Genomic DNA, 20,440 nt, shown 5'->3' with positions numbered 1-20,440 from the left:
ACCAACAACAAAATTGTCGCATTTTTATCCACCTCTCCTTTGGATAAAAATCTCATTAAGGTTGGTAAATGATGAAAGCTCTAGTTACAGGTGGTGCTGGTTTTATTGGTTCACATATCGTACGCACGTTACTAAATGAAAATTATGAAGTTCGGGTCTTACATTTGCCTCAGGAAAAACTCACCAATCTTGAAGGTCTAGATGTTGAACTGATTGCAGGCGATATTACCGACTCGATCAAAATGGATGAAGCTGTTGAAGGCTGTGATTTAGTCTTTCATACCGCTGCTATCTATGCCTTATGGCTGCCAAAACCTGAACTGATGCGCAAGGTCAATGTAGAAGGTACACGTATTGTTCTGAATGCTGCGAAAAAAGCTGGCATTAAACGGGTGGTTTACACCAGCACAGGTGCATGTTTTGCGGGACAAGCTAAAGGCATTCAGGCCACAGAACAGAGTCCTTTTGCTTTAGGTGCAACAGGCGACGCTTATGTGCTGACCAAATTTGAAGCACACCAAATTGCCTTACAGTTTGCAGCAGGTGGTCTAGATGTGGTGATCGTTTGTCCAACAGGCCCAATTGGACCCCAAGATATCGCGCCAACTCCAACAGGAAAATTACTGTTAACAATTGCCCAGATGCCAGCGTTGGCTGTGCCAGATGCGATCAACAATATGATTGATGTCAGAGATGTTGCCAAAGGTCATGTACTGGCTGCAGAAAAAGGCATAGCAGGTGAAACCTATATTCTGGGAAATAAAGATCTGGATGGTGTAAGCATGGCGAAAACTGTTCATCATTTATTGGGTATTTGGCGACCTGTGATCACCATTCCAAACCTGATTGAAGGTGTTTCCTCCCAACTAGCAGGACATGCCGCGTTATGGGTGACCCAGCATATTACCCATAAAGCACCTCTGGTTACTCCATCAGCCGCAAAAATTGGGCAATTAGGTACCTCTTTTAATTGTGCCAAAGCGGTACAGCAATTGGGTTTACCACAAACACCAGTCGAGATTGCCATTCGAGATTCACTGCTATGGTTTGCTGCCAACGGTTATATCCAGTCCCGCAGCTTGATCAAGAAAATTGAAGCGATTTCAATCTGAACCAAACAGACAGGAGTCGAACGATGAATAAGTTTATTGATCATCAGATTATTGCCCGTAAAGTACATTTTGATTTTTCCCAAACACCTCGTCATTGGGTTCCCAATGATGTATTGGCAACTCATGTACTCAACAGCATGCATGTGTTGTTGCCTGCTGTTGAGCACTGGTTCTGCCGTCTTGCCAATAAAACCTTGCCTTATGTCGATGACAAAAATCTAAAAGCCGATATTCGCGGATTTATTGCTCAGGAAGCCGCCCATGCCAATGCACACAAGGGCGCTGAAATCTATTTCCAAACCCATGGTATAGACCCAACGCCTTTTAAACAATTTTTAGAGTGGATGTTTAAAGATGGTTTTATGGGCGATACCCCCTTTGGAATTTATGGACCTTTTAAACGATATTCAAAACAGTGGCTTGCCTTTCGTATGGGCATCATAGCGGGTTTAGAACATTATTTCTGCTTCTTCGGCACTTGGGTGCTAGATGCTGAAGGTCTGGAACACGCTGATCCTGCGATGCTGGATATTGTACGTTGGCATGGTGCAGAAGAAGTTGAACATCGTACTGTTGGGTATGATGCTTATCGTGCGCTGGCCGGCGATCATCTCAAAGGCTATTTAGGCCGCCAGCTCAGTATGAGTGTGGCCTTTATTGCAATGGTCGGGTTCTGGTTAGGTGCATCTGTCTATTTATGTAAGTTGGACAATACAACAGAAGCAAAACGAATTTCCCGCAAGAATCCATTGGCTTTGATTTGGGAATTTCAGCAAACCGCAAAGCAGAAAAAAAGTCTCCCCGATCTAGTGATGATTCTGACCGCACTGAAAGGCTGGAGCAAATTTAACTATCATCCAGAACATGATGGTGATGTGAAAAAGGCACTGGCTTATATCGCGAATTCTCCTGCTGCCCAACAAGTTGCTGAAGCCTATGCTCAAGCGCTTGCAGCCAAAATGAATCGCTGAGGCCATTATGAAAAGTGCTCAACTCATCCTGCAACGTGACGGATTAAACTTACATGCCAATCTGTATGGTCACCCTGATCATCCTTTAGTGGTGTTGCTACATGGCTTTCCAGATACACCACATTGCTGGGACAAGGTTTACCCTGTGCTTGTCGATGCAGGCTATCAAGTTCTGGTGCCTTGGTTACGGGGTTATACACTCGATTCAGTAAGCAGCAATGCTCATTATGGTTTGGCATCTGCAACTGCTGACTTGAAAGCTTGGTTAGAAATGCACGGTGCTCAAAAATTTCATTTGGTTGGACACGATTGGGGGGCAGCCATTGCCATGAGCTATGCCAGTCAATATCCGGCGTCGCTCTGTAGTGTGAGTTTACTGGCTGTTCCTCCGATTCCTGCCATGCAGAATATTTTGACCAATTTAAAATACTTTCCGAAACAACTCTATTTATCTTCTTATATGTTGCTGATGCAATCGCATTTTGCCAAAACATTACTATCGCAAAATCAAGCTGAATTTGTTGCGAAAATCTGGAAAAAATGGTCACCCACATGGCCATTTACACAAGCAGATTTTGCAGCCACGCGTGAGCTATTTAGCCATCCGCAAATCGCATGGGCAGCTACACGCTACTACCGTAGCTTATTTGCAATTCATCATCTTATCAACTTGAAAGCTAACCGAGATTTACTCCATCCAATCCAGCTTCCAACATTAGCTTTGGCTGGACTGGATGATGGCTGCATGAGTATTCAATTACATCGAGCGTTGGCTCAATCCAAATATTTCCCTAAAGGCTTGAATCGCATTTATTTACCCAACTGTGGGCATTTCTTGCAGGCAGAGCAACCGCAGCGTGTTGCCGAATTGCTGCTTGAACATTTTCAACAGACTACCGTCTAAACACTGACTCGCCCCTTTTGTTGAGTTATCTCCATATTTCATTTTAGGATTTTTCTATGAATAAAGCAGTTAAATCATCCAAACCCACTCAACGAGTTGATGTCTTGATCATTGGTGCAGGTCCATCTGGACTAAGTACCTGTATCAAATTAAAGCAACAAGGTATTAACAATGTCGTGATTCTGGATATGGCCAGCCGTATTGGGGGTACATGGGCACTGAATGATTATCCAGGCCTGTTTTGTGATGTTCCAAGTGAAATGTATTCTCTGGGCTTTGCACCCAATCCCAATTGGTCTCGAACTTACGCCCCTCAGGCTGAAATTCGTCAATATTTAGAAGATGTGGCGCATCAGTTTAATATTGTTCCCCAGATTCAGCTTGGCACAGAAGTGACCGAAGCACGATGGGACAAAGGACTGAATCGCTGGATGATCAGTACAGCGGATGGTCAAAGTTACAGTGCAAAATTTTTTGTTCCTGCAACAGGCTTCATTGGCGAAGCCAAAATGCCCAGCTTTCCTGGACAAGAACAATTCAAAGGCACCATGTTCCATTCAGGAAAATGGAACCACGAATACGATTTAACGGCTAAACGTGTTGCCGTGATCGGCAGCGGTGCTTCAGCAATTCAATTTTTACCTGCAATTCAGCCAAAAGTTGGGCATTTATACAGTTTCCAACGCACCCCATCTTGGGTACTGCCTAAACCTGATTTTGCCGTTCCCAATATCGTAAAAAAAATCTTTAACAAGGCGCCTCTGCTTGAAAAAGTTGTTCGTGAAAGTGCTTTATGGAGTCTAGAGCCCTCACTCCCCGTCTTCATGAACATCAAGATCATGGAAAAGCTGCATGCGCTGGGCAAACTGAATATTAACCTCAGTATTAAAGATCCTGAAATGCGTCGGGCCGTTACACCGACACATACGCTGGGCTGTAAACGTCCGATGTTCTCCAACAACTGGTATGCTGCTTTGGTTAAACCCAATGTATCGGTGCTGTTTCAAGGTCTATCGCATATCACTGAACATGGTGTGGTGGGTGAAGATGGTAAAGAAATTGCAGTGGATACTATTATTTTTGGTACGGGCTATGCCGTCGCCGAACCAGCCATTTATAAAATGATTAAAGGAGCCGATGGTCGCAGTTTAAGTGACATATGGCAACGCCAACCACGGGCCTATATGGGCATGTCGATTTATGGTTTTCCCAACATGTTTATGATGCTAGGCCCAAACTCACAAAATACGGTTGGTTCGGTCATGTGGACGGCAGAACAACAGGCCGTCTATATTTCCAAAGCCATTAAACTCATGCAACAACGGCGTATCGACTACATTGAAGTGAAAGAAGCCGTGCAAAAACAATTTAATGCCCGCATTGATAAACGTTTGGCGAAAATGCCCGTTCGGCCTGATATCTGTAAGAGCTATTATTTAGATGACGCAGGTCGTAATCATATTATCTGGCCAGAGTTTGGCTTTGTGATAAAGCGCAAACTGCACCATGTCAATCTGAAGGATTACCGTATCGAAAGTAAAGTGCTTAAAGTAGTCGCCTAAGTCTATTATCAGGGCTGACGTATGTAAGCGTCAGCCTTTATAGTAGGTGAGTTTAAATCAGAAAATAATTGCTTAACTATGTTTACACTTTCGATTACACCAAGATTCTATGAAACTGATGCCTTTGGACATATTAACAATACCGTGATTACAGGCTGGTTTGAAACCGCACGCGAACCAGTTTTTCGTCTCTTTAACCCAAGCATGGAGATCAAAAATCTACCTTTGATTCTGGCTCGTGTCGAGGTCGATTTTGTGGCGCAGATTTATTATGGCGCGGATATTGAAATCAAAACGTGGATTGAGCATATCGGCAATTCTTCATTCATTGTTGCGCATGAAGCTTGGCAAAATGAGCACTGCGTAGCACGCGGAAAGGCTGTTCAGGTTTATTTTGATTTCAGCACACAGAAATCGGGGCGTATTCCAGATCAGTTCCGCACCTTGTTACAGCAATATCTGATTGCAGCATAATGATGTTCAGCTGAAATGAAATCTTCCATTTCAGCTGATTCAATTTATTCACCCAAGTCTTCGAGAAAGTCAAAGGTGGGCACAAAGAATAAACTGCCTGAAACGGGTGTACTAAAATCCAATAAGCGATCAACATGTCCTGTTTCCTTACCCAAGAACATATTTTCAAGCATGGTTTTGGTAATATTAAAAGAACGAGAGTAGCCAATAAAGAAGGTACCATACTCTCCTTCAGTTGGATTGGAAAATGGCATATTGGCTCTTAAAATTTTGAGTTCATTGCCGTCAGCATCATGTGCCTTACTGGCCACATTATGCGCACTTTGCGGTTTTACATCATCACCAAGTTCCACGTCATCATATTTCTTACGACCAATGACTTTTTCCTGCTCTTCTGTGCTGAGGCCTTTCCACATTTCCATGTTATGCAAATATTTTTGAATAAACACATAACTACCGCCAAGGAACTCAGCATCTTCTTCACCGACATAGGCAATCTCTTTGGCAATTTCATGTTCAGGATTCTCTGTCCCGTCCACAAAACCAATAATGGCGCGACCATCGAAGTAACGGAAACCTTTGGTTTCACTAATCGAATAGGTATCGTCTTTGAGTTGCTCATGCAGAATTGCGGCCAATTCATAGCAAATGGCCATTTGATTGGCACGGATATGGAAGAACAAATCACCTGCTGTTGCGACTGCGGTATGTCTTGGCCCTTTGATTTCCTGAAATGGCGCAAGCTGTTTTGGTTTATTTAATTCAGGAAAGAGTAAATCCCAAGCATTAGAACCAATTCCCACAGAAGCACTAAAATTACCGTTGGGAAAGCGATTGGTCAGACTACGCACCAATGCTGAAAAATTAGCAAGAAAATCAATAATCCCAGAATGATCCGGTTGGGTATTGATTCCAAGCACAATAAATAAGGCATTCTCACCCGAAAGATTATTGATGACTGGCTGTGGTCTTAAAGGTAGATTCATAATTTTTAGGAATAGAAGAACTTAGTGCTCATATCCTACACAAATCAAAGCATGAGTCAGCAACATAATCACAAATTTTTACTATTATTCAGTATATAAAACAAAGCTATCTCCCCGACAAAAACTTGCTAAAGTCAGATTCGATTGCTTTGCCATTGCGATGGCCATACTGGTCGGTGCAGAAATGGTTGCCAGTAAAGCAATATTGGATTGTGCGCACTTACGAATCAGTTCATAACTGGCACGACTGGTCATCACCACAAAACCATCACCCACATTGAACTTTTGCTCCGCCAGATAACCCAATAACTTATCTAAAGCGTTGTGCCGTCCAACATCTTCAAATAACGCTACGATTTGCCCTTTCACGACCCAAGCTGCCGCATGCGCCCCTCCCGTGAGCGCTGTGATTTTTTGTCTGACTTTCAGTTGGGTAATCGCATTGGGGATCTGATTTAACCATGTTGATGGCACCTGGGTACTGACCACAGGTAAATCAGCATAAAGTTGTTTTAAACTTTCAATCCCGCATAGACCGCAGCCTGTGCGTCCCACCATCATACGACGATGCTCTTTTAACGCGACAAAAGCACGGGTCGAAATGGTCATATCCACTTCAACCCCCAGTTCATTTTGACGAATATCCAGTGAATATAGCTCACTTAAGCTATGCAGAATCCCTTCAGACAGGCTAAAGCCTTTGGCAAAGACTTCAAGATCTGACGGCGTCGCCATCATCACCGCATGAGAGATCCCGTTATAGACCAAGGCAACAGGATATTCCTGCACGATATAGTCGATTTCATTTTCACAACGATCATGCTGAAAACGATGCACTTGCACCGTTTCATAGCCATGTGTTTTGGTGTCCACACCCAACCTCTTTATACGATTGCAGTCATACACTATGCGTTACTGACGCGTTCATTAGCATGCTCAGGATCAACTTCCACATTCAGATTGAAATGCGCTGGTGCATTCCCCGCATGTAGAATCACAGGAATGCTTTTTGATGCTGGGATTTTGGCATATTTATCATGGCTGCCCAAAGCCACCAATGGATTGGTTTCGGGATAATAGGCCGCCAGACTACCTTGCGGAATGTTATACGGCACAATACGGAAACTATGCACGATTCGTTTTACCCCATCCGAGAACACACTTTCGATATCAACCCATTGATCTGCTTCAAAACCTGCGGCATCAATATCCGCCTGATTCATAAACAAAACACGGCGCTGTCCGAATACACCGCGGTAGCGATCATCCAAACCATATAAAGTGGTGTTGTACTGGTCATGTGAACGTGTGGTCATCAAGGTATAAACTTGCTGCTCAGTATAAGCCGCAGCATATTGATTTTCTTTGTCTTCGTAGACTTCTGTCAAAGGTGTAATCAAAAACTGGGCTTTGCCGCTAGGCGTATGCCAAACATGCTGATTGGCTGGATGCTCTAAATGAAAACCGCTCGGTTGATAAACCCGTTGGTTGAAATCATGAAATTCATCAAAAACATCAGCAATGGAATCGCGAATACGATCATAGCTCTCAATATACCAACGCCATTTCACGGTACTGTCAGGCAGAGCTGCTTCCGCCATACGCGCAACAATATCAGGCTCGGATAAGATATTTTCTGAAATCGGCGGATTGCGACCTGCAGAAAGATGCACATTACTCATCGAATCTTCGACTGAAATGGCCTGAGCACCATGAAGCTGCATATCCACTTCTGTCCGCCCCAAACACGGTAACATCAAGGCCGTCTTGCCACAGACCAAATGGCTACGATTCAACTTGGTGGTAATGTTGACAGTTAAATCACAACGGCGTAACGCCTCTTGAGTATAGGGCGTATCAGGAGTGGCAACCGCAAAGTTTCCGCCTAAACCGATAAAGACTTTGACCTCGCCTTCATACATCGCCTTGATGGTATCGACCACCCCAAAACCATGTTTACGCGGCGACTTGATCCCAAAGACCCGATCAATACTATCCAGAAGTGCATCACTTGGATTTTCATTGATACCCATAGTTCGGTCACCCTGCACATTACTATGACCGCGTACTGGACAGAGACCTGCACCCGGACGACCGATATGCCCTCTTGCCAGCATCAGGTTTGCCAGCATATGAATATTGGCTGTCCCGTGACGGTGTTGGGTAATCCCCATCCCCCAACAGAAAATAGCGGTTTTCGCATCTAGATACATTTTGGCAATTGATTCTAAATGTTCAGGTGACAGTCCCGTATGTTTATGAATTTCTGCCCATGCTGTGCCATCAATCTCAGCCAGCATTTCATCAAAACCAATGGTATTCAATTCAATGAAGCTACGATCAAAAACACTTGCTTTTCCTTTAGCCAGTGCCTTTTTATCCCATTCCAACAAATGCTTCATCACCCCAAACATCAGTGCATAGTCACCCCCAATTTTAGGTTGGAAGTAATAGCGGCTGATTGGGGTACTGCCATTGGTCATCATTTCCAATGGCGCTTGCGGATCTTGGAAACGTTCCAGCCCGCGTTCTTTGATTGGGTTAATAGCAACAATATTACCGCCTCTTCGAGAGACTTCTCTCAAGGTTGCCAACATACGTGGATGATTGGTGCCTGGATTATGCCCAAAACTAAAAATCGCATCGGCCTGATCAAAATCATCCAAAATAACAGTTCCTTTACCCAAACCAATCGCATCTTTTAAACCGACACTGGTGGTTTCATGACACATATTGGAACAGTCAGGGAAATTGTTGGTACCAAAGCTGCGAACAAAAAGTTGATACAGAAATGCCGCTTCATTACTGGCACGACCAGAGGTATAAAAAGCCGCTTGGTCAGGATGATCAAGTGCTTGCAAATGCTGAGCAATCAACTGAAAGGCTTCATCCCAAGAAATTGGGACATACTTATCAGAAACAGGGTCATATCGCATTGGATCCGTTAATCGCCCAAGATCCTCAAGATAGAAATCATTTTGCTCAGCCAGCCAACTGACGGTATGTTGCGCAAAGAATTCAGGCGTTACCGTTTTACTGGTTGCTTCAAAAGCCACGGCTTTGGCGCCGTTTTCACAGAAGTTAAAAGCATGTGCATCTTTTTTCTCAGGCCATGCACAACCTGGGCAATCAAAGCCGGTGGGTTGATTAATATTCAGTAAGGTAATTGAACCTTTTTTTAAGATATCTTGCCTTTTCAGATTGCGAGCAACACTGAGTAATGCTCCCCATCCTCCCGCAGGTTGGGTATAGGGTTCAATTCGTGCAAAACTGGTGTTCTCTTGTTTATGTATGGTTTGTTCTGAGTTATCCATCATGTTGCCCTCATCTGAGCTATTTTTTAACATTTGCTACAGATAGGATTAACATGAATTGTGCTTATTTTCTATTCCTGATTTGTCTTATCCCTGTATTTAGAACGCAAAAATAAAGCCTAGAAGGATCTAAGCTTTATTGATCATTTGATAAAAAATACTCGATTACTCTCCTGCCAAAGCACACTCAAAATTGGCTTTATCAACTGAGCAACGCGCTTTTTTCAAGACGGACATCATGCCCGCATCGTAAATACCACGCTGAGTTAATTCAATCCGGCCATCCCGCATCATTTTCTGATACTTCAATTTATCTTCAGCCGTTAAATTCATTTTATATTTGGCGGGGATCTCTGCTTCCAAGCGCTTAATGGTTGCAAAGGTTTTCGGTAATTGCTTAACCGACCAATCCCGTGATTTTTGACCAAAACCTGCTGGGAATTTTTCAGGACGAATCACCAGATTTGCCGTTACCTGTAAAACAGGAAAATTATACATAACCCCATTGCTGCCTAAGCCTTTACTCAACTCTAATGGTTTATAAGCATAAGCAGGCGCACCGATCATATCCACCTGACCATTGTTAAATTTGGCGGCAAAATTGGAAATATCGGAGAGTACTGCTTGTGCACCCACCCGCTGAACAATAAGTTTTTGCGCATCGTCATAGCCCAATACCGCAAACTTTTTACCTGCGGCTTTTTCAATTGAGTTAATACTTTTATCACGGACAAAAATATAAGCAGAACCTAGGGGCGAAATGCCGACCACTTCATATTTATTGCCCCCAAGATTGGTGGTCATTTTCGCTGCATTACGTGGATCAGAAACAAAGGTAATGGCTCGTTTCGCGATCTCATCACTGGGTACACCACCGAGAGAGTCAATCGAACCTACAAATTTATTATAAGGACGAGCACGCATCGACGTCATTGCCACACCCGCACATTTCCCTGCTTTAAAGTTATTGTCTGCCACCTGTTCGTCCGTGATAGCAAGCAGGTTAACATCAGCGCCCCAGCCTTTGGCAGCCAATGCCCAATCTTGCATCATTTTATACGCTTCACCTGATTTCCCTAAGATATCAAAAACACAGACATCAATTGCCGCTTGGCTTGAGGTCGAGACACTCAAAATTGAAGCTGTGGTGATCGCAAGTGCAATTTTTTTCATATTTCCTTCCTTTAACAAACACTACGTCTGTTTTCTTATAAAATGTCCAATAAAGTCATTATTTTTGCCACACCCATATGATTATTTCAGTGCCTGAACGGCGGCTGAACGTGCTAAATAATCTAAAGCCTGTTGTGTATTGCCTTCTGTTTCTGGATGAAAACGAGGGGAAATCCAGCGAATGGTTGCTTGAGTTAAAAACGTCAATGTGGGGCCATTGTCAGTTGCTTTCGCCTGTTTTTGATAAATCGGCAATAATCGCCAAAAATTTCGATTAAAAATTTTTCGAATGCTAATATCTGGATCTTGTTTACCTAAGTCACGTGCAATATCTGCCAACAAATAAATGAAGATAGGAAAAACCAGCAGCATTAAAAACTGACGATAGAGATAAAAAAATACCGGATTTGGCAGCAGTTGTTTAAATAAATCAAATGCAACACAGCGATGCTCGACTTCTTCAGCCAAATGCCATCGGAACATATCCGCAATCACTGGGTCAGCCTTGTCCCATGATGTATTATCCATACACCATTGCCCCAGCACACCCGTAAAATGCTCAATGGCGGCAACTACCCCTACTCGGGTCATCAACCAAAAATGCGCTAAAGATTGAATCTCCAATGCTTTGATTCCTAAAGGACTTTCTCCGAGTAACACACCAAAAATCCAATTAATTTTTTTAAGCGCAGGTTCCAAATCATAATCATGCTGTTTCAAGAACGCCTGAGCACTTTGATGCGCACGTGCATGAGTGGCTTCTTGACGAATAAAGCCTTTTACATCATCAGTTAGAACAGGATCTTTCACATAAACCAAGGCCTTGTTATAGACACGACAAAACCAAAACTCACCTGCGGGTAAGATTAAATTAATCCCATTAATCAAATGCGAACAGATTGGATCATTTGGAATCCATTGCACAGGTGAATTGGAAAAATCAAACTTTACAGATCGTGCAACCAGTTTGTGATGCTGCGTGTGCGCATTCATATTAACCTCAGCTTTTCTTTGTAGCATTTTCAATATTTAAAGCAACGTTTGAGCTATTCACCACTCAATGAACATTCAAAATTGGTGCGTTCAACTGTGCAGCGTGCACGTTTTAGCACCCCCATCATGACGGGGTCATACACTCCGAGTTTGGTCAGCTCCATTCGCCCATCACGTAACATTTGTTGGTAACGACGCTTATCTTCATTAGATAAGCTTTGTTTATACTTCGCCGGGATTTCAGCTTCTAAACGGGCAATCGTGGCAAAATTTTTCGGTAATTGTTTGGTCGCCCAAGCCCGCGATTTCATACCAAAGCCTGCTGGAAATTTTTCTGGACGAATAATGATGTCACCCGTTAAATTAATCACTGGAAAATCAAACATGGCACCATTACTCCCCAAACCCTTAGCAATTTCTAGGGGACGATATGCATAGGCAGGTGCAGCAATCACATCGACCTGTTTGTTATTAAATTTCTTCGCAAAGTCGGAAATTTCTGAAGGGACTCCCACCAACTCAAGTCGATCAACAATCATTTTTTGGGCTTGGTCATAATGTAAATAAGCAAACTTCTTGCCTTTGCCCTTCTCAATGGTGTTAATGGTTTTATCTCTGACAAAGACATAGGCCAAACCAATTTGAGCAATTGCAGCAACCTCATATTGCTCAGTCCCGATATTGGAGACTAAACGGTGTCTATTACGTGGGTCTAACACATAGCGAATGGCTTTTTGTGCAATCGAAGGACTTGTAATCGCGCCTAAAGCATCAATCGAACCTGCAAATTTATTGTATTTACGTGCGCGCATGGAGGTCATCGATACCCCATCACATTTTCCAGCTTCAAAATCACTTTGTGCTTTGGCTTCATCTTGATAGGCAATAAGATTAAGCTCCGCATTCCACGTTTTAGCAGCTAATGCCCATTCTTCTACAATTTTGTAGGACTCACCTGCCTTGCCAAGTAAATCAAAGACACAAATATCAACTTTCGCTTGTGTAGCCGTTGAAAATACCGAGATAAAGGCGGTAATCAAAATTCCTTTTTTCATTCCCCATCCTAGTGTTATTTTTAACTCATCTGGACACTCTAAAGCAGCAGCACTCAAATATAAGCGGTCTACTACAGTGTTGATGCGGCTATTTTTAAATAAAAAAAAATGCTGTAATAGTTCCTAGTACGCCATTTTGGTATCATTTTCCGACATCATTATTATGGTCAGCAAAGATTTAGAAAAAACAGTTCCAGGCACTTATATCGCACTGATGGTCGATGTGGTTTCGCGTTGGGATATTTCAGCAGTTGAATTATTGAATGGCTCTGGTATCTCTCAACAACAATTGGTGCAACCGTTATGGCGAGCTGATGCCAAAATCGTGATGTCGATCCTACGACGTGCATTGGAACTGACACGAGTGCCTGCTTTAGAGTTCGGTTTTTATCTGGGCATGCAAATGACCATTACCTGTCATGGTTTGATGGGCATGGCAGCGATGCTCGCCAAAGATGTAAAGCAAGCACTCAATATTGCACAAGAATTTATTTCACTCCAATCCAGCATTCACACCATTCAGCTTGATGTCGTCGATGAACGTGCGCTGATCTTATTTGAACAAACCGAGGCCTACTATCTGGATGAAGTGATTCAAATTGCACTCATTCTTGGCTTTGCACAGATGGGGAAAACTATTTCAGGGCAAACATTAACAGGTTATGCCGATGTGCAATTCAGCAAACCCGATTATTTTGATAAATTACTGCCCTTAATTCCAGGTGAAGTGAGATTTGATCAACCTGCAACTCGTTTGGAGTTTCAAAAAGAAATCTTAGATCTTCCCTTACTTCACTCAGATGCCATTGCGGAACGTTTAGCCCGTGAGGAATGTAAATCACAGTTGCGTAAACTATTGGAACAGAATAGTTTTAACCGCACCATACAAGATTTAATCTATGACGAAGCAATGGGCATTAGTCCCTTAACGGAAGTTTTAAAAAAGTTGCATATGACTGAACGTGCTTTGCAGAGAAAACTAGAAAGTGAAGGCACCAGTTTTAGAGAACTGGTCGAAAAAGTCAGATGTGAAAAAGCTATTCAACTGCTGAAAAATCCCCATTTATCCCTCGAAAATATTGCAGACCATCTCGGCTATAGCAATACTAAAAACTTCTCACGGGCTTTCAAACGCTGGACAGGTACTTCGCCACGGCGTTACTCACTTTATCATGCGAGCTAGAATGATTCGGTACTTCAGCAATCAATAAAAAAACTTACTGGCAAGTGCTCGGATCACCAGTAAGAGAGAAAAAGTGAGAGGTTATTTTTTATCAGCATGCATTATTTACTTGTTACTAGGTGTAGCTGACTGTACTTGGGACGCATTTTGCTTCTGCTGTGATGGCATATAATCTGGCTGATTACTGACTGCAAGAAAGAAAAAGACCAAAAATAAACAACCCAATAAAATACTGATTCCAACCGCAAGGTAGGGAAACTTCGATTGCTCTTGAGACATCGCTCTGCTCCTATTCAAATATTAAAATTCAATTCGATACAATCACATTGTGGACAAGGTTTTAAAGCTGGCACCATTTTGAATACGAGTTTGCATGTATTCTGCATACACCGATAATTTTTCAAAAATATGTTCTGAATAAAACATATCTTCAATTAAATGCGCTGCTTGAGCTGGACTAAATTGACCAATTTGTGCGATCAGTTGAGCATTTAACTGTGCAAACAAAGTGCAGACTTTTTTGTGCCATTCATCTTTGTTTTTAAATAATAACTTTCGGGTATTGATCAATTCATCATTCAGCATGCTTTCAGTCTTATCCGCACGAATGACATCAATTTTCACATCAAAATAATCTTCTAAGACCCTTATCTGTTGATGATCAATCGGCAAATGTGTGATCAAGAAGATATGAAAGATATCCGTTCGACACAGCGCCTTGACCAGACAGCGAAACAGAAAATCTTCTTCAGTTTTGGCATGATTCACCAGATCAATATAGAGTTTGAGACTCTGAATCACATCTTCGATTTTGAGCGTGACGCTTTTCTCCGCCTGATAATATTGATTCAAAATCTGAAGTACAGGTGAAGAGATCGGTGTTGTGTAAATCACAGGCTGATTTAAATTGGCAATAATCAATGGTGCGAATAAGTAGGCTAGATTATTGTCATTCTTCACAATTTCAGCTTGAGCAATATAAGCGACCTGCTCTTTAGAAAAATCTCTCAGCACTTTGCCTCTCAATAGTGTTGCTTCAAGATTTACATATTCAAGACGTAGCTGTTCTTGTACTGATTGCGAAGGTAAACTGTCTTTAAACAGTCGAATCATCGCATTGAGTTCTTCGGTTACAAACATAGTCATACGCCATTCAGTCAGAAGTTTTGCTTAGACAACTTACAATGATTGATCAATATTCAAACACACTGCATCGTTGCTTATGCTATTTTGAATCAGGTCTGAATTGCTGAATAGCTACAGAGTTTGCTTAAAAAAATATAACAGATCATGGTTGAAATGCTCATCTGTTATAAAAAAACAAAAAGAAATTGTATCTACTCATATACAACAGAAGATTGGATGATGAATAAAACTTAAATTACTTTGAAATATTCCAATACCGTTTTTAGGTTCTGCTTATTTTTAAGGGTTTAAGTCCGTTCTTTCACATTTTCCTAGCGACTCGTTTAAGTCTGTTATAGGAGAGGATATATGGATCTCGGTCTCACTGCTTTAGAATTAGCCCGAATACAGTTTGCATTTACTGTTTCATTTCACATTATCTTTCCCGCCACCTCGATTGGTCTCGCCTGTTTTCTTACCATGCTGGAATGGAAATGGCTACGCACCCAAAACCCGATTTATAAAGATCTATTCAAATACTGGATTAAAATCTTTGCGGTTGCCTTTGGGATGGGAGTCGTCTCTGGCGTAGTGATGAGCTACCAGTTTGGGACGAACTGGAGCGAATTTTCCCGTGTTGCAGGGAGTGTTACAGGCCCATTACTCACCTATGAAGTCCTGAGTGCCTTCTTCTTGGAAGCAGGCTTCTTGGGCATCATGCTCTTTGGTTGGGGACGCGTCAGCCCCAAAGCCCATTTCTTTGCCACCCTGATGGTTGCGATCGGCACTTGTATTTCCATGTTCTGGATTTTGTCCTCCAACAGTTGGATGCAAACACCTCAAGGTTTTGCCATTGAAAACGGGATTATTGTGCCAACCGACTGGTGGGCTATTGTGTTTAACCCCTCTTTCCCTTATCGCTTTGCCCATATGGCAGCCGCTGCATTTTTAGTGTCCTCCTTACTGGTGGTGGGTACTGCTGCATGGCATCTGATTAAAGGCCGACGCGATGAGTTAGTGAAAAAATCCTTTTCCATGGGGCTATGGATGGTACTCGTCACCTCGTGTTTGCAAGTGGTCATTGGTGATAATCATGGTTTGAATACATTGAAACATCAACCTGCCAAACTTGCCGCAATGGAGGGGCATTGGGAGACCAATTATGATGAAGGTATGCCGCTCTATCTGTTTGGTATTCCAGATATGCAAGAAGAACGGACTAAATACGCCGTTGCCATTCCCAATTTAGGTAGTCTGATCCTGACCCACTCCATGGATGGCACAGTGAAAGGCTTAAAAGAATTTGCCCCAGAAGACCGACCAAATTCGACCATTGTGTTCTGGAGTTTCCGTGTCATGGTTGGGCTTGGCATGTTAATGGTACTGCTCTCTTTCATTGCTTTGTGGTTACGTAAAAAAGGCAAATTGTATGGTTCCTCGTGGTTTCATAAATTCGCTTTTGTCATGGGACCAACAGGCTATATTGCGCTACTTGCAGGCTGGGTCACCACTGAAGTAGGCCGTCAACCTTGGGTGGTGTATGGGGTGATGCGTACCAAAGATGGTTTATCGCATACAGTCACTGCGGATCAAGTCGGTATCAGTCTGATTATCTTTGTGGTGGTCTATACCATCGTGTTTGGTAGCGGTATTTATTACATGCTGAAGTTACTGAAAAAAGGTCCTGAATTTATTGAAGCGATTGATCTTGAGCCAGCTGGCCATGGTCACTTCAAAACCCCAATGCGTCCATTAAGTGCAGTTGATGAAAGCATTGATCAGCAAGACCCAAACAAGGAGAAGCACCATGATTGATTTATCTCTGATTTGGGTTGGCATTATCGGTCTCGGTGTTCTGATCTATGTCATTCTGGATGGTTTTGATCTCGGCATTGGCATTCTGTTCCCCTTTATCAAAAGCAGCGAAGAACGTGATGTGATGATGAATACCGTCGCACCTGTCTGGGATGGCAATGAAACGTGGATGGTACTTGGTGGTGCTGGCTTATTTGCTGCCTTCCCATTGGTCTATTCAACGGTGCTTTCAGCTTTGTATATGCCAATTACCCTCATGGTGATTGCACTGATTTTCCGTGGTGTTGCTTTTGAGTTTCGTTTTAAAGCCAATCGCACCAAATATTTATGGGATCAAGCATTTATCTGGGGTTCAATTCTATCCAGCTTCCTGCAAGGTGTGATTTTAGGGGCTTATATTCAAGGCATCCAAACCACCAATGGTATTTTCTCAGGTTCAGGCTTGGATTGGCTGACCCCATTCGCTCTATTTACAGGGCTGGGTGTAGTTGCGATGTACGCCGCGCTTGGTTGTGGCTGGCTGATTATGAAAACCGATCATGAATTACAAGATCAAATGTATGGATTGATGCCTAAACTGATCATCTTACTGTTTGTGGTATTTGCAGGGGTGAGTCTATATACCCCACTCACGCATCCTGAAATTGCAGCACGTTGGTTTGCCTTGCCAAATCTGCTGTACTTTAGCCCAGTACCGATCTTGGTGTTGTTGTTTACCTTCCTGATTTTAAAAGCATGTAAACAGCGTCAGGATTTCAAGCCATTTATCTATACCTTGGCCTTGGTATTCTTGGCCTTTACTGGATTTGTGATCAGCCTCTGGCCGAATATTATTCCACCATCGGTTACCATTTGGGAAGCAGCTGCACCGCATTCCAGTCAAAAGTTTGCCTTGGTTGGGGCTGTCATTTTAATCCCAATCATTATTGCCTACACCATCCTCTCTTACTGGGTGTTTAGGGATAAAGTACGGGTTGGAGATACAGGTTATCACTAAGGAGCAGCTTTGCATGAAAATAAAATCTCTGCATTTAAGCCAAACGCAATGGTTTATAATCTTATGGTTAGTTGGTTTTTTTGCACTTGCCATCATTGCAGGTTTATTTAGACTGTTATTGATGTTTGCTTATTAAAAAAGAGATGGAACAGCTAGCATAAAAGCTGTTCCATCTCTACGGATTCACTTGAGTTTATGTATAAATCAGAACAGTTAGCACACCAGCTCAAACTTCTCATTGAGAATGGGTCATGGAAACCGCACACCAAACTACCCTCTTTGCGTGAACAAGTACAGCGCTCAGGCTTTAGCTTAATTACGGTGATGAATGCTTACCAAGAACTGGAAGCACAAGGGCTGATTTATTCCAAAGAAAAGTCAGGTTATTTTGTGGCTGAGCAAAATAATATTCAGATTCCACAAGCCTATTCAGTGGTGTCTTTAAATCCCAAAATTGAAATCAACTCCTTGGTGTTTAAGTATCTTAAATCGATTCAGTCTAAACAGGTCAGTCCCCTAGGTTCGGCTTTCCCAGACAGTCAGTTGCTGTATCCGCCCAAGCTGATCCAGATCATGGGACAGCTTTCCCGTAATCGACATAGTTATGATCAGACCACCAACCTCCCACCCGGGAATTTAGCCCTCAGAAAACTGATTGCGCAACGCTATTGTATGCAGGGGATTCCTACCGATGCCGATGACATTGTCATCACCTCTGGAGGGTTGGAAGCCCTCAATCTTTCCCTGCAAGCGATTACCCAACCGGGCGATTATATCTTGTTACAGCAAACCATTTTCTATGGTGCATGGCAGGCGGCTGAACGTTTGGGACTCAAGGTGATTACGCTGCCAGAACATCCACAGCATGGCTTTGATATCGAAGCCTTTGAACAGGTCATTAAAAGCTATCCGATCAAAGTCTGCTGGTTTATGCTGAATGCACACAATCCGATTGGCTTTACCGTCAGCGATGAAATTAAATATAAAATTGCCAAGCTTTTGCATGAACACCAAATTCATTTGATCGAAGATGATGTCTATGAAGAATTATTTTATGGTAATCAAAAACCACTACCCATGAAGTATTTTGATCAGCAGAATCTGGTGTTGCACTGCTCTTCTTTTTCCAAAACCTTGGGTTCAGGTTTTCGTATGGGTTGGGTCTATGCAGGTAAATTTTCCGAGCATATTCAGCATCTGCAATTGATGAGTACCATTTCTGCCAATGCCTTGATTCAAAATGCACTGGTGGAGTTTCTCTCCCATCATCATTATGAAAAGCATTTAAGAATGCTTAGACGGGCTTTGGAAAAGAATAAAAAGCAGTTCTTTCAATATCTGAAACAACATCTGCCTAAAGACTGTAAAGTGTATAACTATCCAAGTGGCTATTTTCTCTGGATCCAACTGCCAGAAAAAGTCAGTAGCATGCAGGTGTATGAACAACTGATTCAGCAACAGGTGGGTGTTGCGCCAAGTCCGTTATTTAATGTACTGCCCTCACATCAACATTTTATTCGCATGAATTGTTCCTTTGAATGGACCGAACAGATTCAACATGCACTGGAATGCTTTATTCAAACCATTCAAAATGTGATGTTAGATGAATCAGCCTTGGACAAATAGCTTTTCCGATACTGACTCGGCGTTTCCCCAAACATCTTTTTAAAAGCACGGATAAAATTAGTGGCTTCTTCATAGCCCACAAGACCAGCAACATCCTGAATACTGTATTGTGGCTGTTGCAATAATTTCTTGGCTTGATTAAAACGAACCTCCGCTAAAATCTGTAAAAAGGTCGTTCCTTGTGCTTGCAAATGCCGCTTGATGGTGCGCTCAGACATATTCAAACGCTGTGCAATCATGGGCAAGGTTGGATAGGCATTGCCTGCTTTATAGAGCAACTCGGAACGAATGCTTTTCTGTAGGTCACGGGTCGCTTCTTTGAGTAATTTCAGTTTGTCATTTTCGCAATACAGCAGTGCTTGTTGAAAGGCCATTTGATCTGCATTTGGATTTTTACACTGTAGATAGTGCTTGGGAAAACGCAGACCATTACGTTGCTGATTAAAATGAATGCTGATTTGAGCAAGATCGACACTTTTATAATTCTGTGCATCTGCCCAGTCGACAAAGACCTCACAATTTTCTGCAATTTTTTTAGAAAATAAACTGAGAAAATGAATGGCACCAAATAGTAAGCTTTCAATTAAAAAGGACCTTAATTGATCAGATTGTTCTGCCCCACCCAATTTTACAGGATGTACATCATCCAAATGCACATAGACAAAGTCGTTCTCGATGTGCCATTCAGGGGTGAAATTCTGAATGCGGGTACAGAAATATTGCTGGCAAAGGCTTAAAGCAGTTTCGACATCGGTACAGCTGAGAAATGCAAAACCTAGCGCCCCATGCGACGTCGGGCGTAATTTAAAGCCATATTCAATGCCTAGACGTGGATTGCCCGTCAGCTTTAAAGCATTCACCACCAGTTTTGACCACTGGTGCGCACTCATTTTGGCATCGGCTTGTTTCATTTCTGCGAGCCTTAATCCCGTACCAGACAGAACTGTTTCAGTATCAATGGCATAATCATGCACAATTTCCAATAACAGATGTGCATAAGAAACGGAAATGGTTTCCTGAAACAATCCAAACGGATCTCGCATCGAACATCCACTGTCCTAAAATGATCATCAATATGGCATAGTCCCACCTATTGTGCGAGTGTTTTATTGGGAATAATGACTGCAATCAAAAAAACTAACGCACTATC

Annotated in this window: 19 protein-coding genes; 10 read left to right on the top strand and 9 right to left on the bottom strand. The window is 42.5% G+C overall.

The annotated features are described in order from the left end of the window. Nucleotides 1-71: 71 nt before the first annotated feature. The 5 genes from V6E90_RS04350 to V6E90_RS04330 all read left to right on the top strand — a co-directional run bounded on the left by V6E90_RS04350 (nt 72) and on the right by V6E90_RS04330 (nt 5,023). Nucleotides 72-1,112, top strand: coding sequence for an NAD-dependent epimerase/dehydratase family protein (locus tag V6E90_RS04350; protein WP_065342247.1), 1,041 nt, complete (start codon nt 72-74; stop codon nt 1,110-1,112). 23 nt (nt 1,113-1,135) lie between these two features. Then, nucleotides 1,136-2,083, top strand: coding sequence for a metal-dependent hydrolase (locus tag V6E90_RS04345; protein WP_065342248.1), 948 nt, complete (start codon nt 1,136-1,138; stop codon nt 2,081-2,083). A 7-nt stretch (nt 2,084-2,090) separates the two neighbouring features. Beyond that, nucleotides 2,091-2,987, top strand: coding sequence for an alpha/beta fold hydrolase (locus tag V6E90_RS04340; protein WP_332604620.1), 897 nt, complete (start codon nt 2,091-2,093; stop codon nt 2,985-2,987). A gap of 56 nt (nt 2,988-3,043) precedes the next feature. After that, nucleotides 3,044-4,549: a flavin-containing monooxygenase gene (locus V6E90_RS04335; RefSeq protein ID WP_332604619.1), complete on the top strand. Its 1,506-nt coding sequence runs from the start codon at nt 3,044-3,046 to the stop codon at nt 4,547-4,549. A 78-nt stretch (nt 4,550-4,627) separates the two neighbouring features. Then, nucleotides 4,628-5,023 (top strand): acyl-CoA thioesterase, encoded by a 396-nt coding sequence (locus V6E90_RS04330; protein WP_016542129.1) that lies wholly within the window; start codon nt 4,628-4,630, stop codon nt 5,021-5,023. A 44-nt stretch (nt 5,024-5,067) separates the two neighbouring features. Here V6E90_RS04330 and V6E90_RS04325 read toward each other — a convergent pair whose 3' ends face one another. From V6E90_RS04325 to V6E90_RS04300, 6 genes are all read right to left on the bottom strand, one after another. Then, nucleotides 5,068-6,009: a Dyp-type peroxidase gene (locus tag V6E90_RS04325; protein WP_016542128.1), complete on the bottom strand. Its 942-nt coding sequence runs from the start codon at nt 6,007-6,009 to the stop codon at nt 5,068-5,070. Nucleotides 6,010-6,093: 84 nt separating this feature from the next. After that, nucleotides 6,094-6,882 (bottom strand): formate dehydrogenase accessory sulfurtransferase FdhD, encoded by a 789-nt coding sequence (fdhD, locus tag V6E90_RS04320; protein ID WP_016542127.1) that lies wholly within the window; start codon nt 6,880-6,882, stop codon nt 6,094-6,096. Between the two features lie 32 nt (nt 6,883-6,914). Next, nucleotides 6,915-9,323: an FdhF/YdeP family oxidoreductase gene (locus V6E90_RS04315; RefSeq protein ID WP_171257931.1), complete on the bottom strand. Its 2,409-nt coding sequence runs from the start codon at nt 9,321-9,323 to the stop codon at nt 6,915-6,917. A gap of 165 nt (nt 9,324-9,488) precedes the next feature. Next, nucleotides 9,489-10,496, bottom strand: a complete 1,008-nt coding sequence (locus V6E90_RS04310; RefSeq protein WP_016542125.1) for a putative solute-binding protein — start codon at nt 10,494-10,496, stop codon at nt 9,489-9,491. 81 nt (nt 10,497-10,577) lie between these two features. Next, nucleotides 10,578-11,489, bottom strand: coding sequence for a metal-dependent hydrolase (locus V6E90_RS04305; RefSeq protein WP_016542124.1), 912 nt, complete (start codon nt 11,487-11,489; stop codon nt 10,578-10,580). A gap of 53 nt (nt 11,490-11,542) precedes the next feature. Beyond that, on the bottom strand, nt 11,543-12,544 hold the full coding sequence (locus V6E90_RS04300; protein WP_332604618.1) for a putative solute-binding protein: 1,002 nt from the start codon (nt 12,542-12,544) through the stop codon (nt 11,543-11,545). Between the two features lie 163 nt (nt 12,545-12,707). On the opposite strand from V6E90_RS04300, the gene V6E90_RS04295 reads away from it, so the two are divergent. Beyond that, on the top strand, nt 12,708-13,727 hold the full coding sequence (locus V6E90_RS04295) for a helix-turn-helix domain-containing protein (protein ID WP_442881245.1): 1,020 nt from the start codon (nt 12,708-12,710) through the stop codon (nt 13,725-13,727). Nucleotides 13,728-13,832: 105 nt separating this feature from the next. On the opposite strand, the gene V6E90_RS04290 is transcribed toward V6E90_RS04295, so the two are convergent. After that, entirely contained in the window at nt 13,833-14,006 is a 174-nt protein-coding gene (locus tag V6E90_RS04290) for a cbb3-type cytochrome oxidase assembly protein (protein ID WP_016542121.1), read from the bottom strand. 42 nt (nt 14,007-14,048) lie between these two features. After that, nucleotides 14,049-14,867: a hypothetical protein gene (locus V6E90_RS04285; RefSeq protein WP_216078084.1), complete on the bottom strand. Its 819-nt coding sequence runs from the start codon at nt 14,865-14,867 to the stop codon at nt 14,049-14,051. A gap of 354 nt (nt 14,868-15,221) precedes the next feature. On the opposite strand from V6E90_RS04285, the gene V6E90_RS04280 reads away from it, so the two are divergent. The 4 genes from V6E90_RS04280 to V6E90_RS04265 are packed head-to-tail and all read left to right on the top strand — an operon-like array spanning nt 15,222 to nt 19,290. Continuing rightward, nucleotides 15,222-16,667: a cytochrome ubiquinol oxidase subunit I gene (locus V6E90_RS04280; RefSeq protein ID WP_332604617.1), complete on the top strand. Its 1,446-nt coding sequence runs from the start codon at nt 15,222-15,224 to the stop codon at nt 16,665-16,667. Then, a complete protein-coding gene (gene cydB, locus V6E90_RS04275) occupies nt 16,660-17,664 on the top strand; it encodes a cytochrome d ubiquinol oxidase subunit II (protein ID WP_332604616.1) in 1,005 nt (334 codons plus the stop codon). Before V6E90_RS04280 ends, cydB begins: the two co-directional genes overlap by 8 nt. Before the next feature lie 13 nt (nt 17,665-17,677). Then, entirely contained in the window at nt 17,678-17,800 is a 123-nt protein-coding gene (locus tag V6E90_RS04270) for a hypothetical protein (protein ID WP_005154018.1), read from the top strand. A gap of 59 nt (nt 17,801-17,859) precedes the next feature. Then, on the top strand, nt 17,860-19,290 hold the full coding sequence (locus tag V6E90_RS04265; protein ID WP_332604615.1) for an aminotransferase-like domain-containing protein: 1,431 nt from the start codon (nt 17,860-17,862) through the stop codon (nt 19,288-19,290). Here the strand turns inward: V6E90_RS04265 and V6E90_RS04260 are convergent. Further along, a complete protein-coding gene (locus V6E90_RS04260) occupies nt 19,251-20,333 on the bottom strand; it encodes an AraC family transcriptional regulator (protein WP_332604614.1) in 1,083 nt (360 codons plus the stop codon). The genes V6E90_RS04265 and V6E90_RS04260 overlap by 40 nt on opposite strands. Nucleotides 20,334-20,440: the final 107 nt, after the last annotated feature.

The organism is Acinetobacter sp. ESBL14, from assembly GCF_036668815.1.
Lineage (GTDB): Bacteria > Pseudomonadota > Gammaproteobacteria > Pseudomonadales > Moraxellaceae > Acinetobacter > Acinetobacter gyllenbergii.
Note: the sequence above shows the minus strand (reverse complement) of the source record. Positions and strands in the feature narration are given on the sequence as shown.